This is a genomic window from Mesorhizobium sp. AA23, assembly GCF_001672435.1.
GTDB lineage: Bacteria > Pseudomonadota > Alphaproteobacteria > Rhizobiales > Rhizobiaceae > Mesorhizobium.
In genome coordinates, this window is the sequence record NZ_LYTP01000012.1 from 369,066 (window position 1) to 391,073 (window position 22,008).

At 65.5% G+C, this 22,008-nt stretch carries 19 protein-coding genes and 1 tRNA gene; 13 read left to right on the forward strand and 7 right to left on the reverse strand.

Annotation, left to right across the window (positions count from 1 at the left end; translation table 11 throughout):
• Positions 1-22: 22 nt before the first annotated feature.
• From A9K66_RS12480 to phnN, 9 genes are all read left to right on the forward strand, one after another.
• Positions 23-868, forward strand: a complete 846-nt coding sequence (locus tag A9K66_RS12480; protein ID WP_067323921.1) for a MurR/RpiR family transcriptional regulator — start codon at positions 23-25, stop codon at positions 866-868.
• Positions 869-1,023: 155 nt separating this feature from the next.
• Positions 1,024-2,958, forward strand: coding sequence for a 5-dehydro-2-deoxygluconokinase (gene iolC / locus A9K66_RS12485; protein WP_067323923.1), 1,935 nt, complete (start codon positions 1,024-1,026; stop codon positions 2,956-2,958).
• Between the two features lie 51 nt (positions 2,959-3,009).
• The gene (gene iolD, locus A9K66_RS12490) at positions 3,010-4,860 is read left to right on the forward strand and encodes a 3D-(3,5/4)-trihydroxycyclohexane-1,2-dione acylhydrolase (decyclizing) (protein ID WP_067323924.1); all 1,851 of its coding nucleotides are present in this window, start codon (positions 3,010-3,012) and stop codon (positions 4,858-4,860) included.
• Positions 4,861-5,032: 172 nt separating this feature from the next.
• Entirely contained in the window at positions 5,033-5,947 is a 915-nt protein-coding gene (gene iolE, locus A9K66_RS12495) for a myo-inosose-2 dehydratase (RefSeq protein ID WP_067323926.1), read from the forward strand.
• Between the two features lie 63 nt (positions 5,948-6,010).
• On the forward strand, positions 6,011-6,223 hold the full coding sequence (locus tag A9K66_RS12500) for a hypothetical protein (RefSeq protein ID WP_067003268.1): 213 nt from the start codon (positions 6,011-6,013) through the stop codon (positions 6,221-6,223).
• Between the two features lie 14 nt (positions 6,224-6,237).
• The gene (gene iolB, locus A9K66_RS12505) at positions 6,238-7,050 is read left to right on the forward strand and encodes a 5-deoxy-glucuronate isomerase (RefSeq protein ID WP_067324673.1); all 813 of its coding nucleotides are present in this window, start codon (positions 6,238-6,240) and stop codon (positions 7,048-7,050) included.
• Between the two features lie 150 nt (positions 7,051-7,200).
• Positions 7,201-7,908, forward strand: a complete 708-nt coding sequence (locus A9K66_RS12510; protein WP_067323928.1) for a DUF1045 domain-containing protein — start codon at positions 7,201-7,203, stop codon at positions 7,906-7,908.
• Between the two features lie 30 nt (positions 7,909-7,938).
• Positions 7,939-9,078, forward strand: a complete 1,140-nt coding sequence (locus A9K66_RS12515; RefSeq protein ID WP_067323930.1) for an alpha-D-ribose 1-methylphosphonate 5-triphosphate diphosphatase — start codon at positions 7,939-7,941, stop codon at positions 9,076-9,078.
• Entirely contained in the window at positions 9,075-9,701 is a 627-nt protein-coding gene (phnN, locus tag A9K66_RS12520) for a phosphonate metabolism protein/1,5-bisphosphokinase (PRPP-forming) PhnN (RefSeq protein ID WP_067323932.1), read from the forward strand. The genes A9K66_RS12515 and phnN overlap by 4 nt, the downstream gene beginning before the upstream one ends.
• A gap of 315 nt (positions 9,702-10,016) precedes the next feature.
• On the opposite strand, the gene A9K66_RS12525 is transcribed toward phnN, so the two are convergent.
• The 3 genes from A9K66_RS12525 to A9K66_RS12535 all read right to left on the reverse strand — a co-directional run bounded on the left by A9K66_RS12525 (position 10,017) and on the right by A9K66_RS12535 (position 13,658).
• On the reverse strand, positions 10,017-11,012 hold the full coding sequence (locus tag A9K66_RS12525) for an ABC transporter permease (protein WP_067323934.1): 996 nt from the start codon (positions 11,010-11,012) through the stop codon (positions 10,017-10,019).
• Positions 11,012-12,574 (reverse strand): sugar ABC transporter ATP-binding protein, encoded by a 1,563-nt coding sequence (locus A9K66_RS12530; RefSeq protein ID WP_067324675.1) that lies wholly within the window; start codon positions 12,572-12,574, stop codon positions 11,012-11,014. Before A9K66_RS12530 ends, A9K66_RS12525 begins: the two co-directional genes overlap by 1 nt.
• Before the next feature lie 121 nt (positions 12,575-12,695).
• The gene (locus A9K66_RS12535) at positions 12,696-13,658 is read right to left on the reverse strand and encodes a sugar-binding protein (protein WP_067323936.1); all 963 of its coding nucleotides are present in this window, start codon (positions 13,656-13,658) and stop codon (positions 12,696-12,698) included.
• Positions 13,659-14,200: 542 nt separating this feature from the next.
• Here A9K66_RS12535 and A9K66_RS12540 point away from each other — a divergent pair.
• On the forward strand, positions 14,201-15,316 hold the full coding sequence (locus A9K66_RS12540; protein WP_067323938.1) for a LacI family DNA-binding transcriptional regulator: 1,116 nt from the start codon (positions 14,201-14,203) through the stop codon (positions 15,314-15,316).
• Between the two features lie 65 nt (positions 15,317-15,381).
• Positions 15,382-16,467: a nitronate monooxygenase gene (locus A9K66_RS12545; RefSeq protein ID WP_245307496.1), complete on the forward strand. Its 1,086-nt coding sequence runs from the start codon at positions 15,382-15,384 to the stop codon at positions 16,465-16,467.
• Positions 16,468-16,663: 196 nt separating this feature from the next.
• On the opposite strand, the gene A9K66_RS30245 is transcribed toward A9K66_RS12545, so the two are convergent.
• Positions 16,664-16,834: a hypothetical protein gene (locus A9K66_RS30245; protein WP_156751060.1), complete on the reverse strand. Its 171-nt coding sequence runs from the start codon at positions 16,832-16,834 to the stop codon at positions 16,664-16,666.
• A 109-nt stretch (positions 16,835-16,943) separates the two neighbouring features.
• Between A9K66_RS30245 and A9K66_RS12555 the strand changes: the two genes are divergently transcribed.
• Positions 16,944-17,744: a class I SAM-dependent methyltransferase gene (locus A9K66_RS12555; RefSeq protein ID WP_067323942.1), complete on the forward strand. Its 801-nt coding sequence runs from the start codon at positions 16,944-16,946 to the stop codon at positions 17,742-17,744.
• Positions 17,745-17,835: 91 nt separating this feature from the next.
• Here A9K66_RS12555 and A9K66_RS12560 read toward each other — a convergent pair.
• From A9K66_RS12560 to A9K66_RS12570, 3 genes are all read right to left on the reverse strand, one after another.
• Positions 17,836-17,912 (reverse strand) — tRNA-Arg (locus tag A9K66_RS12560).
• 256 nt (positions 17,913-18,168) lie between these two features.
• Complete coding sequence (locus A9K66_RS12565) at positions 18,169-19,095, reverse strand: DUF1003 domain-containing protein (protein ID WP_067323944.1); 927 nt, start codon at positions 19,093-19,095, stop codon at positions 18,169-18,171.
• A 517-nt stretch (positions 19,096-19,612) separates the two neighbouring features.
• Complete coding sequence (locus A9K66_RS12570; protein WP_067323946.1) at positions 19,613-20,536, reverse strand: D-alanyl-D-alanine carboxypeptidase family protein; 924 nt, start codon at positions 20,534-20,536, stop codon at positions 19,613-19,615.
• A 283-nt stretch (positions 20,537-20,819) separates the two neighbouring features.
• Between A9K66_RS12570 and A9K66_RS12575 the strand changes: the two genes are divergently transcribed.
• Entirely contained in the window at positions 20,820-21,926 is a 1,107-nt protein-coding gene (locus A9K66_RS12575) for a hypothetical protein (RefSeq protein ID WP_067323948.1), read from the forward strand.
• Positions 21,927-22,008: the final 82 nt, after the last annotated feature.

Sequence of the window (22,008 nt, forward strand, 5' to 3'; positions counted from 1 at the left end):
CATGGCCGTGGGCGGAGCGACGATGGACGGACGGGTGCCTCGCGATTTCGAGACCTTGCGCACGACGATCCTGGAGCGGCGCACCAGTCTGCCCAAGCGCATCGCGCAGATCGCCGCCTATGCGCTGGACAATCCCGACGACATCGCCTTCGGCACGGCGGCGAGTATCGCGGCTTCCGCCGGCGTCCAGCCCTCGACGCTGATCCGCTTCGCCCAGCAGCTCGGCTTCGACGGTTTCACCAGCCTGCAGCAGGTGTTTCGCGAGCGGCTGCGCGAACGCAATTCGTCTTATGACGAGCGGCTGGCGGCGCTGCGCGCCAAGGCCGAGGAAGGCGCCGGACACCGGGCGATCTTCGACGGCTTCGTGGCTGCCGCCAGCACCTCGCTCAGCGACATTTCGCGCGCGCTGAACGATGCGCATTTCGAACAGGCGATCACGCTGCTGGCAAAGGCCGAGACAATCTATGTGCTGGCCAAGCGCCGCTCCTATCCGGTCGCCTCCTACATCGCCTACGCGCTTGGCAAGCTCAAGATCCGCAACCAACTGATCGAGTCGGCCGCGGGCTTGAATGCCGAGATGATCGGCTTCGCCACGCCGCGCGACGCCGTCATCGCCATCAGCTTCTCGCCTTACGCGCCTGCGACCATCGAGGAGACGCGCTCGATCGCCGAGCAGGGCGTGCCCATCGTCGCCATCACCGACAGCTCGTTCTCGCCGCTCGCCCAATTCGCCAAGGTCTGGTTCGAGGTGGCCGAATCCGATTTCGGCGGCTTCCGCTCTTTGTCGGCAACGATGGCGCTTGCCATGGCGCTGACCGTTGCCGTCGGCGAAAAGCGGCGCGACGCCGGCCGCAAGCGCAAGGCCTGAGCGGCCCCGAACGGGCGTTTTTCCATCAGGGAACACTCATTCCATATTGACTATGGATTGGAATTATTATTTCATATTGACGGTGTCACGCCGCCGTTCGCGCGTGCTGCCCAAAACGACGCTGCTCTGCACAACAAAGCCGATGGGAGGTTCGAATGGGCGAAGCCGTGGAAGCGAAATATCCGCCGCTCGACGTCATCACGATCGGCCGCGCCTCTGTCGATCTCTACGGCCAGCAGATCGGCTCGCGTCTGGAGGACATAACCTCCTTCGCCAAGTCGGTCGGCGGCTGCCCGGCCAATATCTCCGTCGGCACGGCAAGGCTCGGCCTGCGCTCGGCGCTGCTCACTCGCGTCGGCGACGAGCAGATGGGCCGTTTCATCCGCGAGCAGCTCAGGCGTGAGGGCGTCTCGGTCGACGGCCTGAAGACCGACAAGGAACGGCTGACGGCGCTGGTGCTGCTTTCCGTCGAGGACGAAGGCGTCTCGCCGATGATTTTTTATCGTTCGGATTGCGCTGATATGGCGCTCGCCGAAGCGGACATCGACGAGGCTTTCATCGCCTCGGCGCGCGCCGTGGTCGTCACCGGCACCCATTTCTCGCGTCCCAACTCGGATGCCGCACAGCGCAAGGCGATCCGTTTGGTGAAGGCCAAGGGCGGCAAGGTCGTGTTCGACATCGACTACCGCCCGAACCTCTGGGGGCTCGCCGGCCATGCCGAGGGCTTCGAGCGCTACGTCAAGTCGGACCGGGTCTCGGCGCAGCTGAAGACGGTGCTGCCCGATTGCGACCTCATCGTCGGCACCGAGGAGGAAATCATGATCGCCTCCGGCGCCGACGATTGTCTGAGCGCGCTTAAGACGATCCGCACGCTGTCGGCCGCTACCATCGTGCTCAAGCGCGGTGCCAAAGGCTGCATCGTCTATGACGGGCCGATCAGCGACGACCTCGAGGATGGCGTCGTCGGCGAGGGCTTCCCGATCGAGATCTACAACGTGCTCGGCGCCGGCGACGCCTTCATGTCGGGCTTCCTGCGCGGCTGGCTCGGCGGCGAAAGCTTTGCCACGGCGGCGACCTGGGCCAATGCCTGCGGCGCCTTCGCCGTGTCGCGCCTGCTGTGCGCGCCGGAATATCCCACCTTCGAAGAGCTGCAGTTCTTTCTGAAGCACGGCAGCAAGCATCTGGCGCTGCGCAAGGACGAGGCGATCAACCACATCCACTGGGCGACGACGCGCCGGCGCGACATCCCTTCGCTGATGGCGCTCGCTTGCGACCATCGCGTCCAGCTGGAAGATGTCGCCGCCAGGGTCGGTGCAGATGTCTCGCGCGTCCCCGACTTCAAGGTGCTCACCGTCAAGGCGGCGGCCAAGGTCGCCGCCGGCCGCGACGGCTACGGCATGCTGATCGATGAGAAATACGGCCGCGACGCCATGTTCGAATTCGCCCGCCATCCCTTTGCCTGGCTCGGTCGGCCGGTCGAATTGCCCGGATCGCGGCCGCTGCGCTTCGAGTTTTCGCAGGACATCGGCTCGCAGCTCACCGAATGGCCGGTCGACCATTGCATCAAGTGCCTCTGCTTCTATCATCCGGATGATCCGGAGGCGCTGAAGACAGAGCAGCAGCAAAAACTGCGAGCCCTGTTCGAGGCGGCGCGGAAAGTCGGCAGGGAACTGCTCGTCGAGATCATCGCCGGCAAGCACGGCACGCTGGACGACGCCACCATTCCGCGCGCCCTTGAAGAACTCTATGCGCTGGGCATCAAGCCCGACTGGTGGAAGCTCGAGCCGCAGGCCTCGGCAGGCGCCTGGGCCAGGATAGAGCAGGTGATCGTCAAGCACGATCCGTGGTGCCGAGGCGTCGTGCTGCTCGGTCTGGAGGCGCCGCAGGACGAGCTGGTCGCCGCCTTTGCCGCCACCGCCAATGCGCCGATCGTCAAGGGATTTGCCGTCGGTCGCACCATCTTTGTCAATGCCGCCGAACAATGGCTGGCCGGCAAGATCTCGGATGACGAGGCTGTCGCCGACATGGCCTCGCGCTTCGAGCAATTGACCGAGGCATGGCTTGCAGCGCGCGGCCGCAAAGCAGCATAAGAAGAACGGGCAGCATATTAGGCGGCACAGGGAAAGCCGGAGGAAACGACAATGACCAAGACCGTTCGCCTGACGATGGCGCAGGCGCTGACCCGCTTTCTCAGCCGCCAGATGACCGAGATCGACGGCAAGAAGGCGCCGATCTTCGGCGGCGTCTGGGCGATCTTCGGCCACGGCAATGTCGCCGGCATCGGCGAGGCGCTCTACCAGGTCCGCGACGAGCTGCCGACCTTCCGCGCCCATAACGAGCAGGCGATGGCGCATGCGGCGATTGCTTACGGCAAGGCGAATTTCCGCCGCCGCTTCATGGCCGCGACCACCTCGATCGGCCCCGGCGCGCTCAACATGGTGACGGCTGCGGCGCTCGCTCACGTCAATCGGCTGCCGGTGCTGCTGCTTCCCGGCGATGTCTTCGCCAACCGCTTGCCCGACCCGGTGCTGCAGCAGGCCGAAGATTTCTCCGACGGCACGGCGAGCGTCAACGACTGCTTCCGCCCCGTCTCGCGCTATTTCGACCGCATCACGCGGCCGGAGCAGATCATCCCGGCGCTGAACCGCGCCATGCAGGTCTTGACCGATCCCGCCGAATGCGGCCCGGTCACGCTTTCGCTCTGCCAGGACGTGCAGGCGGAGGCCTATGATTATCCGGAAAGGCTGTTTGCCGAGCGCGTCTGGACGCCGCGCCGGCCGCGCCCGGATCGCAACGAGCTGGCCGTCGCCGTGGCGGCGCTGAAGAACGCCAAGAAGCCGCTGGTGATCGCCGGCGGCGGCGTCCTCTATTCGCAGGCTTCCGGAGAGCTGGCCAAGCTGGTGCAGGGCGCCGGCATTCCGGTTTGCGAGACGCAAGGCGGCAAATCCTCGCTGCCCGACGATCATCCGCTCAACATGGCGGCCGTCGGCGTCACCGGCACATCAGCGGCCAACCGGCTGGCGGAAGAGGCCGATGTGGTTCTTGCCGTCGGCACCAGGCTGCAGGACTTCACCACCGGCTCCTGGGCGCTGTTCAAGAATGCCGGCCGCACCATTATCGGGCTCAATACCCAGGTCTTCGATGCCGGAAAGCACTGGGCGCTGCCGCTGGTTGCCGACGCCACCGAAGGGCTCGCCGAGCTGTCCGCCGCGCTGAAGGGCTGGAAGGCGCCGACCGCCTGGACCGACAATGCGCTGAAGGGCAAGACGGAATGGCAGGCTGCCGCCGCCAAGGTGACGGCCTCGACCAACGCCGCCTATCCCTCCGACGCGCAGGTGATCGGCGCCGTGCAGCGGGCGAAGGGCTCGGGCGTCACGCTTTTGCATGCCGCCGGCGGGCTGCCCGGCGAATTGCACAAGCTCTGGCAAGCGGGCGCGCCCGGTTCCTATCACGCCGAATACGGCTTCTCGACCATGGGCTACGAGATCGCCGGCGGGCTCGGCGTCAAGATGGCGAAACCCGACCAGGAAGTCGTCGTCATGGTCGGCGACGGCTCCTATCTGATGCTCAATTCCGAGATCGCGACGTCGGTGATGCTCGGCCTGAAGCTCACCATCGTGTTGCTCGACAATCGCGGCTATGGCTGCATCAACCGGCTGCAGATGGCGACCGGCGGCGCCAACTTCAACAATCTCTTGAAGGACGCTCGCCACGAGGTGATGCCCGACGTCGACTTCGCCGCCCATGCGGCCAGCCTCGGCGCCGTCGCCGAGAAGGTGGCCTCGATTGCTGAACTCGAGACGGCGCTCGCCAAGGCGAAGGGCAACGACAAGACCACCGTGCTGGTCATCGACACCGATCCGCTGGTGTCGACCGAGGCCGGCGGCCACTGGTGGGATGTTGCCGTGCCGGAAGTCTCGTCGCGGCCGCAGGTGAACGCGGCGCGCAAGGCGTATGACGAGAAAAAGCTCATGCGGAGCTTAGGTGATTGAAGCTGGCGCTGCCCCTCACCCTTGCCCTCTCCCCGTGAAGAACGGGGAGAGGGGGCCGCCAGCGCCGAAGCCTGTCCCTTCTCCCCGTCATTCACGGGGAGAAGGTGCCGGTAGGCGGATGAGGGCAGCGCCGACGAGCGAAAGTTGAACGATCCGAACCTGGAGTGACGACTTGAAAGCCAAACTGGGCATGTCTCCCATCGCGTGGTGGAACGACGATCTCGTGGAATTGAGCGATGATGTGTCGCTGGAGGAGTGTTTGCGCCAGTCGCGCTCGGCCGGCTTCACCGGCATGGAGATGGGCCGCCGCTTCCCCCACGACCCGAAGGTGATGCTGCCGATCCTGAAAGAGGCCGACGTCACGCTCTGCGGCGGCTGGTTCTCCGGCACGCTGGTCGATGAGGACATGTCGAAGAACAAGGATCGCATCCAGCCGATGATCGAGCTGTTCAAGGCGGTCAACGCGCCCTGCATCGTCTATGGCGAGGTCGGCCGCTCCATCCAGGGCGACCGCTCCAAGCCTCTTGCCACCAAGCCAAAGCTTCCGGCCGACGAGATGAAGGCCTATGGCCGCCGCGTCACCGAATTCGGCGAATGGTGCGCCGACCAGGGTATGCCGCTTTCTTACCATCATCACATGGCGGCCGTGGTCGAGACCGAGCCGGAACTCGATTCCTTCATGCATCATTCCGGCGAAGGCATCCCGCTGCTGCTCGATGCCGGCCATCTCGCCTTCGCCGGCGGCGATGTGCTGCGCGCCATCGACAACCACCACAAGCGCATCAACCACGTCCATGTGAAGGACGTGCGCATGAACGTGATCGACGGGCTCGACCGCACGAAACAGTCCTTCCTCGATGCCGTCGCGCTCGGCGCCTTCACCGTGCCCGGCGACGGCTCGCTCGATTTCGGCGCGATCGTCCAGCGCTTCGCCGACTACGGCTATGAAGGCTGGTTCGTGGTCGAGGCCGAGCAGGATCCGAAAAAGAACCCGCCGCTGAGGATGGCTGAGGTCGGCCACAAGGAGCTGATGCGGGTGATGACGGCCGCCGGTTATACGGTCGAGACGCAGGGCTTCCCGGCGTAAGCGGTGGATTCGTCCGGCCGCTCGCTCTATCTGATGCGTTTGGACAAGTCCCGGATTGGCGCGATGAAAGACTATGAACACCCCTTCTTCCGACCGCTGTGGCGGCGCATTGCCGTCGTCGCCGTCTGCCTAATCTGGTCGGTGATCGAATTCGCCTCCGGCACGCCGTTCTGGGGGGTAATCGCGCTCGGCTTCGCCGGTTACGCGGTGTGGCAGTTCTTCTACCTCTACAAGCCGGCCGAGGAGCCCAAGCCTCCGGCCGAGCCGAAGGAATGACCCAGGAGACAAAAATGTCGAAACTGCTCGTCAAGGCCGACAAGGGCCACGGCCACGTCGCCCACGTCACCCCGCAAAGCGCGGGCTGGACTTACGTGGGTTTCGATCTCCACCGCTTGCGGCCGGGCGAGACGGCCGCCGGCGAGACGGGCGAGCGCGAGGTCTGCCTGGTGTTCGTCACCGGCAAGGGCAAGGCTGCGGCCGCCGGCAAGGATCTCGGCCTGCTCGGCGAGCGCATGTCGCCCTTCAAGGGCAAACCCTGGTCAGTCTATGTGCCGCAAGGCTCCGACTGGTCGGTGACCGCCGACACCGAACTGGAGCTTGCGGTCTGCTCGGCGCCCGGTCTTGGCGGCGGCCTGCCCGCCCGCGTCATTGCGCCCGACGATCTCGGTCAGGAAGTGCGCGGCAAGGGTACCAATACCCGTTACGTCACCAACATCCTGCCCGAGGGCAAGCCGGCCGACTCGCTGCTGGTGGTCGAGGTCATCACGCCCGGCGGCCATACCTCCAGCTATCCGCCGCACAAACACGACCAGGACAATCTGCCGGCCGAGTCTTATCTTGAGGAGACCTACTACCACCGCCTCGACCCGCCGCAGGGTTTCGCCTTCCAGCGCGTCTACACCGACGCCGACAGAAATGGCGTGCGCGATCTGGACGAGGCGATGGCGATCGAGGACGGCGATGTCGTGCTGGTGCCGAAGGGCTACCACCCGTGTGCGGCCTGCCACGGCTATGATCTCTATTATCTCAACGTCATGGCCGGCCCGAAGCGGACGTGGAAATTCCACAACGCCGCCGAGCATGAGTGGCTGATGAAGGCGTGAGATTTTTCATAGCCCTCAACCTGTTGGTCCAGTTCGGGAAAATCGTCGGCTAAGGACCGCCGGAGCCTGGGTTGCCTTCGAAAACCCATGAAAGCTTCGTCAATCCGTCATGGAAATCACCTATGGCAGCGGGTCTGACGAGGATTTTCGATGCGCTATGCCATTTACTTTACCCCGCGGCAGGATGAGCCGTTGGCGCGGATCGCCGCCAACTGGCTGGGGCGCGACCCGTTCGGCGCGCCGACGCGGCCGGTCGAGGGTGTGGGTGCCCTGTCGGCGGCCGAAGTTGCCTTCCACACCGCCTCGGCTCGGCGCTACGGCTTCCACGCGACGCTGAAGGCGCCGTTCCGGCTGGCGCCCAGCGAATCGGAAGCCTCGCTGCGGGCGGCGCTCGACGATTTCGCCGAGGTCACGCCGCCAGTCGTCATCCCGCGTTTGGTCGTCGGCCAGATCGACGGCTTTTTCGCGCTGGTGCCGGAAAGTCCTTTCGAGCCGCTCAACAGTTTCGCCGGCGAGGTCGTGCGCGCTTTCGACCGCTTCCGCGCGCCGCTGACCGAGGCCGAGATCGAGCGCCGCAGCCCAGACTCGCTGAAGCCGGATGAGTTCCGCAACCTCTGCCAGTGGGGTTATCCCTACGTCTTCGAGACGTTCCGCTTCCACATGACGCTCTCCGGACGGGTCGGGCCACAGGAAAGCCCGCGCCTTCGCGCTGCAATCGACAGCCTGTTCGCGGATGTGCTGCAGCGTCCGGTGCCGGTGGATGCGCTGACGCTGTTCGTCGAAACCGAACCGGGCGCGCCCTTCATGGTGCTCTCGCACCACGTGCTTGGACGCGGCCCGGCCAGAAAAACCGCCTGATGTCCGCCCGCCTGAGATAGGACTGCTGAAATGACCGCCGAGACCGTTTTGAACAATGCCCGCATCGTGCTGCCCGACGAGATCGTCGCGGGCTCGCTGCTGCTGCGCGACGGGCTGATCGCCGCGATCGAGCCGGGTGCGGTCCGCACCGGCGAGGACATGGGCGGCGACTACATCATCCCGGGTCTCGTAGAACTGCACACCGATCACCTCGAAGGCCATTACGCGCCGCGTCCGAAAGTGCGCTGGAACCCGATCGCCGCCGTGCTCGCCCACGATGCGCAGGTGGCCACCGCCGGCATCACCACGGTGCTCGACGCCTTGCGTGTCGGCATGGACGAGGATGCCGACCTGAAGTCCGACGACGTGCGCAAGCTCGCCGACGCGATCGAGGACAGCGTGCGCCAGGATCGGCTCAGGGCCGACCACTTCATCCATCTGCGCTGCGAGGTCTCGGCGCCGGACTGCCTCGAGGCCTTCGCCAATTTCGAGACCGACGACAGGGTGAAGCTCGCCTCGCTGATGGACCACGCGCCGGGCCAGCGCCAGTTCGTCAATCTCGAGACCTACGCCTACTACTACCAGCGCAAACTGAAGCTCACCGACCGCGACTTCCAGAAATTCTGCGAGAAGCGTATGGCGGAATCGGCCAAGAATTCCGGGCCAAACCGCGTCTTCATTTCCGCCGCCTGTCGCGAGCGCGGCATCGTTCTTGCCAGCCACGACGATGCGACGGCCGGCCATGTCGACGAGGCGGTGGAGCAGGGCGTGCGCGTTGCCGAATTCCCGACCACCGAGGAGGCGGCGAGGGCCTCGAAGGCGGCAGGCCTCGGCGTGCTGATGGGCGCGCCCAACGTCATGCGCGGCTCCTCGCATTCGGGCAATGTGTCGGCGCGCTCGCTTGCCGGCGACGGTTTGCTCGACATCCTGTCGTCCGACTATATCCCCTTCAGCCTGATCCAGTCCGCCTTCTTCCTCGGCGATGTCGTGGAAGGCATTTCGCTGCCGCAGGCGGTCGCCATGGTCTCGAAGAACCCGGCGGAAGCGGTCGGCCTTAGCGATCGCGGTGTCATCGAGCCCGGCCGGCGCGCCGACCTCGTGCGCGTGCGCGTCGACCAGCATGTGCCGGTCGTGCGCAACGTCTGGCGTCAGGGCAGGCGCGTCGCATGATGGTTTCTGCGCTGATCGAACGCGAGCTCACCGAAACCCTTCCGATCCGCAACGGCGTCTTCGTCGCGGTGGTCGGGCCGAGCGGCGCCGGCAAGGACACGGTGATCGGCTACGCCAAGGCGCATTTTGCCGGCGAGACGCGGCTGGGGTTCGTGCGCCGCATCATCACCCGTCCGAGCGACTCCGCCAGCGAGGACCACGATACGCTGGCCGACGCCGCCTTCGCCGAGGCGGAAGCGGACGGCGCCTTCGCCATCTGCTGGGACGCGCATGGCCTGCGCTATGGCCTGCCGGCCGATGTCGATTGGGCGATCGCCAATGGTCATGTCGCGGTGGCCAACGTTTCCCGTGCCGTCATCCCGGCGCTGCGTGAGCGCTATGCCAACCTGGCGGTGGTCGAGATCACCGCGGCGCCGGAGATCCTCGCCGAGCGGCTGGCGGCGCGCGGCCGTGAATCGCGCGGCGAGGTGCTGGCGCGTCTGGCGCGCAGCACCAGCGTGACGCTTTCCGGGCCGGACGTCACCTCGATCGACAACAGCGGCGCCAGGGAGATCGCCGGCGAGCGTTTCGCCGAGGTGCTGCGCAAGGCGATGGCGTTCTCGGACCTTTCGGACATGATCTGAGGTGTATTGATTCAGGTGATGCCGGCTTGCGAGTGGGAGGTTGAGCCGAGACTTGTTGGTGTCGGCACCGCCCCTCATTGCCCTGCCGGGCATTTCTCCCCGTAGTGACGGGAGAAAGGGCTGACCGCAGTCTCGGCGCCTTTCTTGCAACGTTCGAAATTGGCGAAATCATCGGCGAGAGCGCGCCTCTTCCCGTCAATATACGGGGAGACGATGCCGGCAGGCAGGTAAGGGGCGGCGCCAACGCCAAAAAAATGTGTGCAGCACGCGAAGTTGGAATTTGCCCCGCTGCCTACCGAGATCGGACGAGGGAAGCTACTCCGCCGGCGCGCCGGCGACGTTCCGGCGCGACGCCTCCATCATCCGGCGCCGGGCGCGGAACACGCCCCACTGCTGGTCGACCAGCACGCCGATCAGGATGACGCCGCCCATCACCGCGAAGTTCAGTGAGGACGGGATGCCGAGCAGATTGACGAGGTTTTGCAGTTCCTGCAGCAGCACGGTGCCGAGGATGACGCCTACCAGCGAGCCCTCGCCGCCGCGCAGCGAGAAGCCGCCGAGCACCGCCGCGGCGATGGCGTAGAGCTCATAGAACTGGCCGTGGCTCGCCGGCGAGATCGAGCGCGTGTACATGGCGAAGTAGATCGCCGACAGCGCCGTCAGCACACCGCAGATCACGTATGCCGCGATCACCACGCGTCCGGTGCGGATGCCCGAATACTTCGCCGCTTCCTCATTCTTGCCGATGGCATAGAGATAGCGCCCGAACACCGAGCGGTGCAGCACCACCCACATGACGATGGCGATCACGATCAGCGCGATGAAGGAATTCGGCAACCCGCCGGAGCGGCCGGCGGTCAGGAATTCCAGATCCGGGAAATTCTGGCCGAAAGCGAAGCCCGCCGTGCCGTCGGCGGTGTAGAAACGGGCGACGCCGCGGTAGATCAGCAGGCCGCAAAGCGTCACCACGAAGGGCTGCATCTTGAGCCGCGTGATCAGCCAGCCATGCACGAAGCCGATGATGGCGCCGAGCACGATGATCAGCACGAAGGCCAACGGCCAGTCCATCTCGCGCACGGCGATGAAGTCGATGAACAGCGTGCCGAGCAGCGCGATCAGCGAACCGACCGAAAGCTCGATGCCGCCGGTGATGATGACGAAGGCCTGGCCGATCGAAAGGATGCCGAACAGCGCGACCAGGTTGGAGGTGTTGGCGAGATTGATCGTCGACAGGAAGCGCGGATTTATAGCCGTGACCACCGCGCCGACCACCAGGATCAGGACCAGCAGGCCGAGGTCTTTCTTGCTCATTACGCTCCTCCCGCGGCTTGCGCCAGCTTCGGCTTCTTGCCCACCGCCAGCAACAGCACGTTCTCCTGGCTGAAATCGTCCCGGTCGAGAATGCCGGAGATCTTCCCCTCATGCATGACCGCGATGCGGTCCGAGACGCCGATCACCTCTTCCATGTCGCTGGAGATCATCAGCACCGCGACGCCGGCATCGGCCAGCGCCCGCATCAGCGCGTAGATCTCGGCCTTGGCACCGATATCGATGCCGCGCGTCGGCTCGTCGAGGATCATCACCTTGGGGTTCATCGCCAGCCATTTGGCCAGAACCACCTTCTGCTGGTTGCCGCCGGACAGCGTGCCGGTGCGGCTCAGGACCGACGGCGCCTTGATGCCGAGATCCTTCTTCTGCTTCTCGGCGGTGGCGAGCTCCGCGCTGGTCGACACCAGCGAGCGCTTCGCATGCGCCGGCATATTGGGCAGCGAAATGTTTTGCGCGATCGAGAGGTCGAGCAGGATGCCGGTCAGCTTGCGGTCTTCGGGTACCAGGAAGATGCCGCTCGCCACCGCATCGGCGGCCGATCCGACATTGAGCGCCTTGCCGTCCAGCGCGACACTGCCGCCGAGCCGCTCGTCGATGCCGAACAGGACGCGCGCGAGCTCCGTGCGGCCGGAGCCGACCAGCCCGGCAAGGCCGAGGATTTCGCCGCGCCGAAGCTCCAGGTCGACCGGGTGGTCGGGATAGACGCTGGTGCGCACCGCTGTCGCCGAAAGCGCGACGCCGCCGGGCGCGCGCCCCGCCTCCGCTGCTTTCTCGCGCTGCTTAAGCATGCGCCCGATCATCAGCTTGACCATCTGGTCGTGATTGATGTCGCTCTTCGGCAGCGTGCCGGCCAGCATGCCGTCGCGCAGCACCACGACGCGGTCGGCGACGCGCTCGACCTCGTGCAGGCGGTGCGAGATGAAGATGACGCTGATGCCTTCCGCCCGCAGTCCCTTGATCACGTCGAGCAGCTTTTCGGTCTCGGCGATCGGCAGGCTGGAGGTCGGCTCGTCGAGGATCACCAGCCGCGCCTTGATCGACAGCGCCTTGGCGATCTCGACCATCTGCTGCTGCGCCAGCGACAGCGAGGCGACCGGCGCGTCGGCCGAGAAATTGGCGCCGACGCGTTTCAGGAGCGGCGCCACCATCTCGCGCAGCTTGGCGCGGTCGACCAGCCTCAGCGGCCCGGCCTTCAGCGGCTCGCGGCCGAAGAAGATGTTGGCGGCGACGTCGAGGTTTTCGAACAGGTTGAGTTCCTGATGCACGAAGGCGATGCCGGAGCCGATGCTGGCTTCCACGGTCAAGCCGTCATGCGCGACGCCGTCGACGGTGACGGTGCCGCTGTCCGGCCGCGTCACGCCGCCGAGGATCTTCATCAATGTCGATTTGCCGGCGCCGTTCTCGCCGACCAGCCCGATCACCTCGCCCGGCCTGACCTCCATCGAGAACCCGTCCAGCGCCACGACGCCGGGATAGGTCTTGCGCACGGCCGCGAGGCTCAGGAACGGAGCGGACTGGACGATGGATGGGTCGGAATAGTTCATCACGCCATTGTTCATCGCGCTTATCGGCAGCCGGTGGGCTGCAGACTGACGGGCCGCATGCGGCCCGTCAATACGGACGCCGGCTCAAGGCGAAGCTTGGGCCGGCGCAACTGTGCATCGATTACTTGCCGGCCATCGCCTTCAGGTTGGCGGCATAGGCGTCGACATCGTCCTTGCCGATGATCTTGGTCGGCACGATGATCAGGCCGTTGGCCGGAATGCCCGACTTGTCGCCCTTGAGGTAGGCGGCCATCAGCTTCATGCCCTGATAGGCCCATTCGAAGGGCTGCTGCACCACGGTCGCGGCCACCGTGCCTTCCTTGACGCCGCCCAGCGTGATCGGATCGTCGTCGAAGCCGACGACGGTGATCTGGCCGAGCTTGCCGGCGTCGCGAAGCGCCTCATAGATGCGCGGCGTATTGTATGAGTAGAAGCCGACCATGCAGGTGATGTCGGGGCTGGCGACCAGCGCGTCCTCGACATTCTTCTTGGCCCGTGCCTGGTCGATGTCGTCGCCCCGCACGTCCACCAGCTCGATCTTGCTGCCGGCAAGCCCCTCCTTCATGCCCTCGATGCGCTCCTTGGCATTGTCGGCGCCGAGCAGGCCGACGAAGCCCAGGCACTTGCCGCCGTTCGGCATCGCCTTCTTGGCGATCTCGGCCGCCTGCTTGCCGGCATCGACGTTGGACGAGCCGATATAAGCGACGCGCTTGGTCTGCGGGGCGTCGCTATCGGTGGTGAACAGAGCGGTCTGGGACGCGATCTTGTTCAGCCCGTCGGTCGAGGTCTTGGGGTCGACTGCCGACACCATGATGCCCTTCACGCCGGCCGTCACCAGGTCGTCCATCAGCCGCTGCTGGATGGCGACCGACGACTGCTCGGGATATTTCAGCTCGAGATTGTAGTCGGGCAGTTCGCCCTGCGCCTTCTTCACGCCGGCTTCCGCCGCCTTCCAGAAGTCTGACGCGCCGTTGACGACGAAGGCCAGCGTCGGCTTGTCGTCGGCGCGCACGGCTGCGCTGGCCGTCAGGCCAATAGCCAATGCCGCCGCGGCGACGGACGCGTTGCGTATCATGGATTTCATGCTTCAACCTCCCTTTTGAAACTCATCGCTGCTGTCTCGGCTGCGGCCTGGACGCCCTCCTCCTCAAGGGTCTGGCACCTAAGTCCGGGGCCGATCCAGCCGCGACCGAAACACTAGACACAGATTTGACGTTCGTAAATAGTCCGATTTGTCTGACATTTTCGTGAGGATGAGGGCAGCCCTCTTCCGGCAAATTGCCGGGCAGCGAACCTGCGCTCCTCCCAGATGCCGTCGCCGCGGCTCGCCCGGCGACGCGTTGACAGTAGATCGCTTACCGATATTAGTAAATAGTATTAGTCGCGGGATCGGACCGGCGCCCCAGCCACGGCGAACCGGGTGCCGCGGTGGGCGCCGGCGGAAGCAGGATTTGCGCTGGTCGGGTCGGCAAAACTCGGGAAAACTGACAGCTTTGCTGACCTTTTTGGCCATTTTGTCGCCGCGTGCCGTGGCTGGTGCCAACGCCCTTTTTAGTGATAATAGTTATAAGCATGCCCGCTCGGTGGCGGGCTTTGCGGAACAGCCCGGCAGGTTTGGGAACGACCATGAGCGAACCGACGCAACTGCGCGATCCACGGCAAACGTCCAGACGCCGCAAGCCATCGGCCAAGCCCAAGGGCCGGGTCACCATGACCGATATAGCGAGAGCCGCCGGCTGCTCGCAGGCGACGGTCTCTTTCGTGCTCAACAATTCGCCGGGCATCAGGCTGTCGCAGCAGACGCGCGACCGCGTGATCGAGGCAGCTAGAGCGCTGGGCTATTCGCCGCCGGTCTTTTCAGCGTTGCGTCCGCCCGTCACGCCCTTCGAAGGGCTGGATGGCGTCATCGGCTTTGCCGTCGACCAGCTCGCCACCAGCCCCGAGGCGGTTGTGGCCATCGAGGGCGCGCGCCAGGCCTCGTGGAATGCCGGCAACGTGCTCTTGGTGGCGCAGACCATGGGTGACGCCGTCATGGAGCCGCGTGCCATCCAGGCGCTCACCCGGCGCGGCCTCTCGGCGCTGATCTACATGACCATCTTCACCCGCGAGATCACCGCGCCGGAGTTCCTCTACAGCCTCGACATTCCGGTCATCCTGCTCAACTGCTACACCGCCGATTATGCCTTCCCGGCCGTGGTGCCTTCCGAGATCGCCGGCGGCCAGAGCTCCACCCGGCATCTGATCAGCCGCGGCCACCGTCGCATCGCCACCATCACCGGCGAGCCCTGGATGCAGGCGGCGCAGGATCGGCTGAAGGGCTATCGCCGCGCTTTGGCCACCGCCGACATCCCCTTCGATCCGGACCTGGTGGTGGAGGGCGACTGGTCGGCCAGCGCCGGTTATGCCGCGACGGTGAAGCTGCTTGCGCTGAAGGACCGCCCGACCGCCATCTTCTGCCAGAACGACCGCACGGCAATCGGCTGTTACGAAGCGCTGAAGGAGGCGGGCCTGCATATCCCCGGCGACATTTCCGTGATCGGCTATGACGACGAGGAGATCGCCCGCCACCTCTTCCCGCCGCTGACCACATCGATCCTGCCGCATCTGGCGATGGGCCAGTGGGCGATCGAGCAATTGGAGGCACCGCCGACGCCCGGCCGCGGCCGCTATCCCATCACCAAGCTTGAATGCCCCTTGGTGGAGCGGGAGAGCGTGGGAGCGTGCCTCGCACAATTCCGGTGACCCCGTCTTGATCCAGGCCTATGATGGACTGCGCGTGTTCCTTTCCCGACACAGGAAAAACGCTCGTGTGGCCGAACCGTCGTTTATGCGATCTCCTAAAGATCGAACATCCCATCATCCAGGCTCCGATGGCCGGCTCGGCGACTCCGGAACTCGCCGCCGCGGTGAGCAATGCCGGCGGGCTGGGATCGCTCGGCTGCGCATCGATGCTGCCGGACGGCTTGCGCACCGCTGCGCGCCAGCTGCGCGCCTCGACCGAGCGTCCTTTCAACCTCAATTTCTTTGTTTTTCCCAGACCGGACACCAGCGACGCCGTACTGACCCAGGTCATCGACAGGTTGCGGCCCTACTACAAGGAGCTGTCGCTCGACGAACCCTCGCGGAGGCTTCCGCCGATCGGCCCGGGTTTCGACGAAGAAAAGCTTGAACTGCTGCTCGAGATCCGCCCACCGGTCGTCAGCTTCCATTTCGGCATTCCGGACGCGGCCGCGGTCGCCAAGTTGAAGCAGGCGGGGATCGTGGTTCTCAGCACCGCGACGAATGTCGCCGAGGCGCGCCAACTCGCCGACGGCGGAGCCGACGCGGTCATAGCTCAGGGCTGGGAGGCAGGTGGCCACAGGGGATCGCACGCCCCCAACCGTCCCGGTGACGGCGTGGGAACGTTGGCGCTGGTTCCCCAGGTCGTGGATGCCGTCAAGCTGCCGGTCATTGCCGCCGGAGGCATAGCCGACGGCCGCGGCATAGCGGCCGCCTTCGCGCTTGGCGCCAGCGGCGTGCAGATCGGCACCGGCTTCCTGTCTTGCGACGAGGCCGGCACCGACGGACCGCGCCGAGCCCTGATCCGCGCCGCCACGGACATGGACACGATGGTCACCGATGCCTTCACCGGCCGCGCGGCGCGGGCGAGACGCACCCGCTTCGCCTTGGAGATGGAGGTGAACCGGGCGCACCTCCCCGACTTCCCGCAAATGGTTGCGCTCAGCGCTCCGCTCGGCGAGGCCGGTGCAAAAGGAGATTTCGCCTTCCATCTCTATGGGCAGGCGGCCGCCTTGAACCGGGAGCTTCCTGCCGGCGAATTGATGCAGACGCTCGTGGCCGAAACCGGCGAGGTGTTCGAAGCGCTTTCGACCGGCAAAACGACGCCTGCGTGAGCGAAGTCTCCACTCGTAGACGTCGCGGACAGGTTGCAATCCGGACTGCGACAAGATCAGCCGGCAGGCAGGCATGCCATCCGCGCGATCGAGATGCCGGCATTCGGCGGCAAGGGGCGACCGCCCAGCTCGGCCAGTTTTGCCGCGATATGCGGTCTGGGTAATCTGCGGCTGCGAAACGCACATGGCGATCCGATCACGCCGCGGAACACGGCGGCATCCTCGCTTGCGGCGGCGAAAAGCCGGGCCATGACTGGATTCGGCGGCGGAACAGGAAGGCCCTCACCAGCGCGTTCATCTCGGCGATCCGGGCTCGCTCGGCGGCAATCTGGTTGCGATAGACCAACCTGGCGCTCGGTCTCGGCATCGTATGCTCCTGCCAACGCCACCTGTGCGATCTCGGGACGATCGGCTGGTTTCGTTGCTTGGCATAGTCCCCGCGTGGGTCTAGGCTGAAACCAGCAAGGGAGGACGGGATGACATCAAGCTTCACCGTTCACGCCGCATCCGGCTATGAGCAGCTCATGGGCCGCTGGAGCCGCAGGCTCGCGCCCAAGTTCATCGACTTCGTCGGCCTGGCCGGCGGCGAGAAGATCCTCGACGTCGGCTGCGGTACCGGCAGCCTGACCTTCGAACTGGCGAAGTCGCGCGATCTCGCCGAAATCCAGGCCATCGACTTCTCAGCCGTCTTCGTCGCGGCGGCCAAGGAGAGGAACACCGATCCGCGCATCACTATTGAGCAGGCGGACGCCACGGCGCTGCCTTTCGAGGACAATGTGTTCGACCGTGCGCTGGCGCTGCTGGTCCTTCACTTCGTGCCGGAGACCGGCAAGGCGGTGGCCGAGATGCGCCGCGTGACGCGGCCGGGCGGCGTGGTCGCCGCCGTTGTGTGGGACCATCTTGGCGGCATGCCGGCCATGCGCATGATGATTGACACCGTTGCCGCGCTCAGCGAAAGCGGCCGCCAGATGCGCAATCGCTACTGTTTCCAGCCGATGATGCAGCCCGGCGAAATGAAGCGGACCTTTGTCGAACAGGGCCTGACCGACGTCACCGAAACCGAGCTGATGATCCGCATGGATTACCAGAATTTCGACGACTACTGGGCGCCGATTGCCGCCGGCGAAGGCCCGCTCGGCAAATATATGACCACGCTCGACGCAGCCGAGCGGACCCGCACGGAGGCTGCAGTACGCGATGCCTATGAGGCCGGTCGTGCCGATGGGCCGAGGTCTTTCGCCAGCGTCGCCTGGGCCTGCCGCGGCATCGTGCCCTGACCTTCAGCGCCATCTGAGCTGCGCGCGGACGGCGTCGCGGGAACTGCGGTCGCCTAGCCGGCCAGTGCCAGCAGCCAGCGGTGCCAATAGATGGCGCACCCGACAGGATTCGAACCTGTGACCTCTGCCTTCGGAGGGCAGCGCTCTATCCAGCTGAGCTACGGGTGCTTCCCGGGAAACCGGAAAACGAACCAGCCGGTGAGCCGGCCAGCCACGGCTTCTTAGCGGAAGCGCGTGCCGGCTTCAACGGGCAATTGGCTTGGCGGAATATTCGCCGTAGCGGGCAGGCTCGCATTCGTCCGATGGAGGTGCTGGAGTCGAGAGCGAGCGGTCCCAACTGATGTAGGCTCGGAGGCCGGCGGCCCCACTTCGGCAATGCATCGCGACTTCCGAGCGTTGTTCAGGCGCAAGCTCTCGCCAGCCCTCACCCCTCCACCTCGCTCTTCGCCACCCTCCGCTGCACCCCGCGCGTCGCCCGCTTCTGCTTCTTCGCGGTCAGCTCGTGCATGGCATCAAGCTGCATCTGCTGCATCTCGGCCAGGCGCTGCCATTGGCGTGAGATCAGGTAGTCGAGCTTTTCGTGCAGGTGCCGCACTTCGAGCTCGGCCTTGAGGTTCACCCGGTAGTCGTTGAAGGAGCGCAGCCGGTCCTTCGCCTCCTGCCGCTTCTGGCTCATCATGATGATCGGCGCCTGGATGGCGGCGATGCAGGATAGGAGCAGGTTGAGCAGGATGAATGGGTAGGGATCGAAGGCGGCGGCCGCGCCCTCGAAGAGGTTGAGGCCGATCCAGATCAGAAGCACCGCCGCGAACGAGATCAGGAACCACCAGCTGCCGCCGAAGGCCGCCATGTCGTCCGAGACGCGGTCGGCGAAGGAGCGGCGCTCCTCGAACTCTTCTTCCGAGTTCTCCGAGATCGTGTCCTGTCTGGCGATCGATTCCACCACCTGGCGGTCGAGCTCGGAGAATTCGCCATGCTCCTGCTGCAGCAATTCCTCCATGTAGCGCATGCGGTAGCGGGCGAGCTCCTCGCGGCTGATGCGGGCGCCGCGCGGCAGGTCGGGATGGTCGGAGCGGATGCGGTCGGCGAGGCTCGGCCTCAGGTCGTCGACGCGCACCAGGTCGCGCTTGCGGAACTTCCGGCCGCTGATCGCCGACGGTTTTTTCTTGGGCTTTGCACGCGCCGTGCCGGGCAGGTGCGGCTCGGAATCCGGCACCTCCGGCGCTTCGAGGATCTCGTCCGCCGCCTCATGCTGATCTTCCGGCACGGTGGCCGCCTCGAGATATTCGCCGCCCGAGTCGTTTTCGTTGTCGGCTATTGTCTGCGCGGATGCCTTTGGGTCGCCGGCCATGCTCAGTGCTCCTCTTCTCGGGCTTCGATACGATACGCCGAGCCGGCGCGGCATATCCATCGCGACTGTGAAGCTGGTGTGACCGAACAAGTTGTTGTGATGGATGGATGTGCTTTTGGCGCGCAAAGACATAGATCCAATTCTGGGAAGATTTGGCTGAAAGGGCTTGCTGAGCAACAGCAAATCTCTCGGGGCAGCGCCGCCCCTCATCCACCTGCCGGTACCTTCTCCCCGTAAGTCACGGGGAGAAAGAGGCTGGCCGCATGCTCGGCGCCTTTCCTGCAACGCCGGCGATTGGCGAAACCAGCGATGAGAGCGCCCCTCTCCCCGTCACTTACGGGGAGAGGATGCCGGCAGGCAGGTGAGGGGCAGCGCCACCGTCGAAAGCATTAATCCTGCCTCACTGGCGCCAATGGTCACCGCCGGCTGGCCTATCCTGGCCCTGTGGGCGGCCGCCCCGCCAAACCGCATCAGGGCCAAGGCGGTCGCTTGAACAAGCGCCGCCACTCGGGCTTCGCTACTGCGCCGGCAAACGCGGCATCGACGAACTTGGCGCCGGCAAACCCGGAAGTGCCGAAGCGGCCGGCTGCTGGCCGGCATACATCAGCCGCGTCTGGGCATCGGCGCTCATCGGCGACAAGCTGCGCTGGATCAGCGCCTCGACATGGTCGTTGCGCTGGCGCGCGCTTTGGGCGCCCATCACCACCACGATCAGATGCCTGCCGTCGGCATTGTAGGAGGTGACGATGTTGTAGCCGGAAGCGCGGATATAGCCGGTCTTGATGCCGTCGACGCCGCGCACCCGTCCCAGCATGTCGTTATGGCCGCGCACCAGCCGGCCGCGGAACATGAAATCGCTTTCGGAGAAATAGTGGAAATGCTGCGGGAAGCGGCGCTGGAGCGCGATGCCCAGCACCGCCATGTCGCGCGCCGTCGTCACCTGGCCGTCGTCGGGCAGGCCGCAGGCGTTGCGGAAATTGGTGCTGGTCATGCCGAGCTGGCGCGCCTTGGCGGTCATCATGGCGGCGAACTGCTCCTCGCTGCCGCCGCCGAGATATTCGCCCACCGCCACCGCCACGTCGTTAGCCGACTTCACCACCATGGCGCGGATGGCGGAATCGACGTCGATCGTCTCGCCGCGCCTGAAGCGCAGCTTCGTCGGCGGCTGCGAGGCGGCGTGGTTGGATACCGGGATCTGCGTTTCCTTGCTCACCCGGCCGCTCTCCAGCGCCTCGAACAGCATGTAGAGCGTCATCATCTTGGTCAGCGACGCGGGATAGCGCTGCGCCGTCGAATTGACCTCGAACAGCGTCTTGCCGGTCGAAGCGTCGACCACGATCGCGGCATATTTCTGCGGCTGCGCCGGCACGGCCAGCACGGTTTCCGGCGGCGCGGCGGTGGTGCAGCCGGCAATGAGGAGCAGCAGCACCAGCGCGGTCATCAATTTCTGGAGGAGCGAAAGCGGAGTGGACAAGATTGTTCAAAAACGGTTGCTGAGATGCGGCGAAGCTAGCGTACCGCATCCGCTCCGTCCAACTGGTTAACGGCGGGAATGAGGCATTTGCCCAGCTTTTGGCAGTTTGCAGGAGGTTGAATTGCCTTCGAGGTCGGCAGCGCCGAGTTCGACAATTGGTGGCATTCGCCTGATGCAAAATGCCTATCGCCCCGCTTGCGCCGCTGCCGCCGGTCAGGTTTTGTTGTCACCGAAGATTCGAGGTTTGGCAATGGACACCCTCAGCATCAACGCAAAAGGCATCTCGGTCTCCCTCGATCTCGCCGTCGGCCACATCGCCGCCCTGGAAATCGAGGCCGATGGCCGCCGCCTAAAACCGCTGCACCGCGCGCCCTGGGTCGGCTCGCCGCGCGCGACGTTGCCGCAAAAGCTCCCCGAAGGCACGGTGCGCCTGTCCGGCGACTTCCTCTGCGCGCCGTTCTCCACCAGCGATGTCGAAGCTGCTCCCCTCCACGGTTGGACGGCCAACAGCGAGTGGGATGTCGTCGAAAGCAGTGCCATCGCCGGCGGCTGGCGCGCCGTCTTCCGCTTGCGCCGCAAGGTGATGGGTGCTTCCGTCGACAAGGTCTTCACGCTCCGCGACAACCATCCCTTCCTCTACCAGGAACACATCTTCTCCGGCGGTTCCGGCGCCATTTCCGTCGCCCACCATCCGATGACGGCGATGCAGGACGGCGGCCGGCTCGCCTTCTCGCCGAAACGTCTGGCGGTCACGCCTGAGACCCCTCTGGAGCCCGATCCGGCGCGCGGCCGGTTTCGTCTGGCCTATCCCGCCCGCGCCACCGACCTAACCCGTTTCCCGCTCGCGGCCGGCGGCACCGCCGATCTCGCCGACTACCGCATGGAAGACCGGCGCGAGGATTTCATCACCCTGGTCGAGGCCGATCATGGCGGGCCGGGCTGGACGGCGCTCGCCCGCCGCGCCGAGCAGGATCTGGTGCTGGTGCTGAAGAACCCGGCCGAGCTGCCGGTCACCATGCTGTGGTTCAGCAATGGCGGGCGCGACTATGCGCCCTGGAGCGGCCGCCATGTCGGCGTGCTTGGCATCGAGGACGGCCGCGCCGCGGTCGGCCACGCCGCCTCGCTCGGCGACAACTGGCTGAAGCATGAAGGCGTGGCGACGGCCTTCGCGCTTGCCGAAGGGCGCAGCGTCTCCTTCCGCCACGTCATCGGCGCGGTTCCGGCAGCCGACGTCGAACCGCCAAGCGGCCTGGAACAAGCGACCGATCGACTGCGCATCCTTGCCCAGAATGGCTCAGCGAAGGAGATACCGTTCGACGGCGACTTCCTGCGCATCAGCCGTTCCGTACCCGCCTGAAACCCTTGCTCCGCCAGAGGATGCCGACCGATCTCAAGGGCGCGCGGCAGAGCCTTATAACCGTTTGAAATTTCTCCCCGGT

Coding starts and splice junctions, on each gene's coding strand:
- iolC (WP_067323923.1), top strand. CDS start 1,024: ATGGGCGAAGCCGTGGAAGCGAAATATCCGCCGCTCGACGTCATCACG.
- A9K66_RS12575 (WP_067323948.1), top strand. CDS start 20,820: ATGGACACCCTCAGCATCAACGCAAAAGGCATCTCGGTCTCCCTCGAT.
- A9K66_RS12535 (WP_067323936.1), bottom strand. CDS start 13,658: ATGAAATCCATGATACGCAACGCGTCCGTCGCCGCGGCGGCATTGGCT.
- A9K66_RS12530 (WP_067324675.1), bottom strand. CDS start 12,574: ATGAACTATTCCGACCCATCCATCGTCCAGTCCGCTCCGTTCCTGAGC.
- iolD (WP_067323924.1), top strand. CDS start 3,010: ATGACCAAGACCGTTCGCCTGACGATGGCGCAGGCGCTGACCCGCTTT.
- iolB (WP_067324673.1), top strand. CDS start 6,238: ATGTCGAAACTGCTCGTCAAGGCCGACAAGGGCCACGGCCACGTCGCC.
- A9K66_RS12510 (WP_067323928.1), top strand. CDS start 7,201: ATGCGCTATGCCATTTACTTTACCCCGCGGCAGGATGAGCCGTTGGCG.
- A9K66_RS12515 (WP_067323930.1), top strand. CDS start 7,939: ATGACCGCCGAGACCGTTTTGAACAATGCCCGCATCGTGCTGCCCGAC.
- A9K66_RS12525 (WP_067323934.1), bottom strand. CDS start 11,012: ATGAGCAAGAAAGACCTCGGCCTGCTGGTCCTGATCCTGGTGGTCGGC.
- phnN (WP_067323932.1), top strand. CDS start 9,075: ATGATGGTTTCTGCGCTGATCGAACGCGAGCTCACCGAAACCCTTCCG.
- A9K66_RS12500 (WP_067003268.1), top strand. CDS start 6,011: ATGAAAGACTATGAACACCCCTTCTTCCGACCGCTGTGGCGGCGCATT.
- A9K66_RS30245 (WP_156751060.1), bottom strand. CDS start 16,834: ATGCCGAGACCGAGCGCCAGGTTGGTCTATCGCAACCAGATTGCCGCC.
- A9K66_RS12570 (WP_067323946.1), bottom strand. CDS start 20,536: ATGACCGCGCTGGTGCTGCTGCTCCTCATTGCCGGCTGCACCACCGCC.
- A9K66_RS12480 (WP_067323921.1), top strand. CDS start 23: ATGGACGGACGGGTGCCTCGCGATTTCGAGACCTTGCGCACGACGATC.
- A9K66_RS12555 (WP_067323942.1), top strand. CDS start 16,944: ATGACATCAAGCTTCACCGTTCACGCCGCATCCGGCTATGAGCAGCTC.
- A9K66_RS12540 (WP_067323938.1), top strand. CDS start 14,201: ATGAGCGAACCGACGCAACTGCGCGATCCACGGCAAACGTCCAGACGC.
- A9K66_RS12565 (WP_067323944.1), bottom strand. CDS start 19,095: ATGGCCGGCGACCCAAAGGCATCCGCGCAGACAATAGCCGACAACGAA.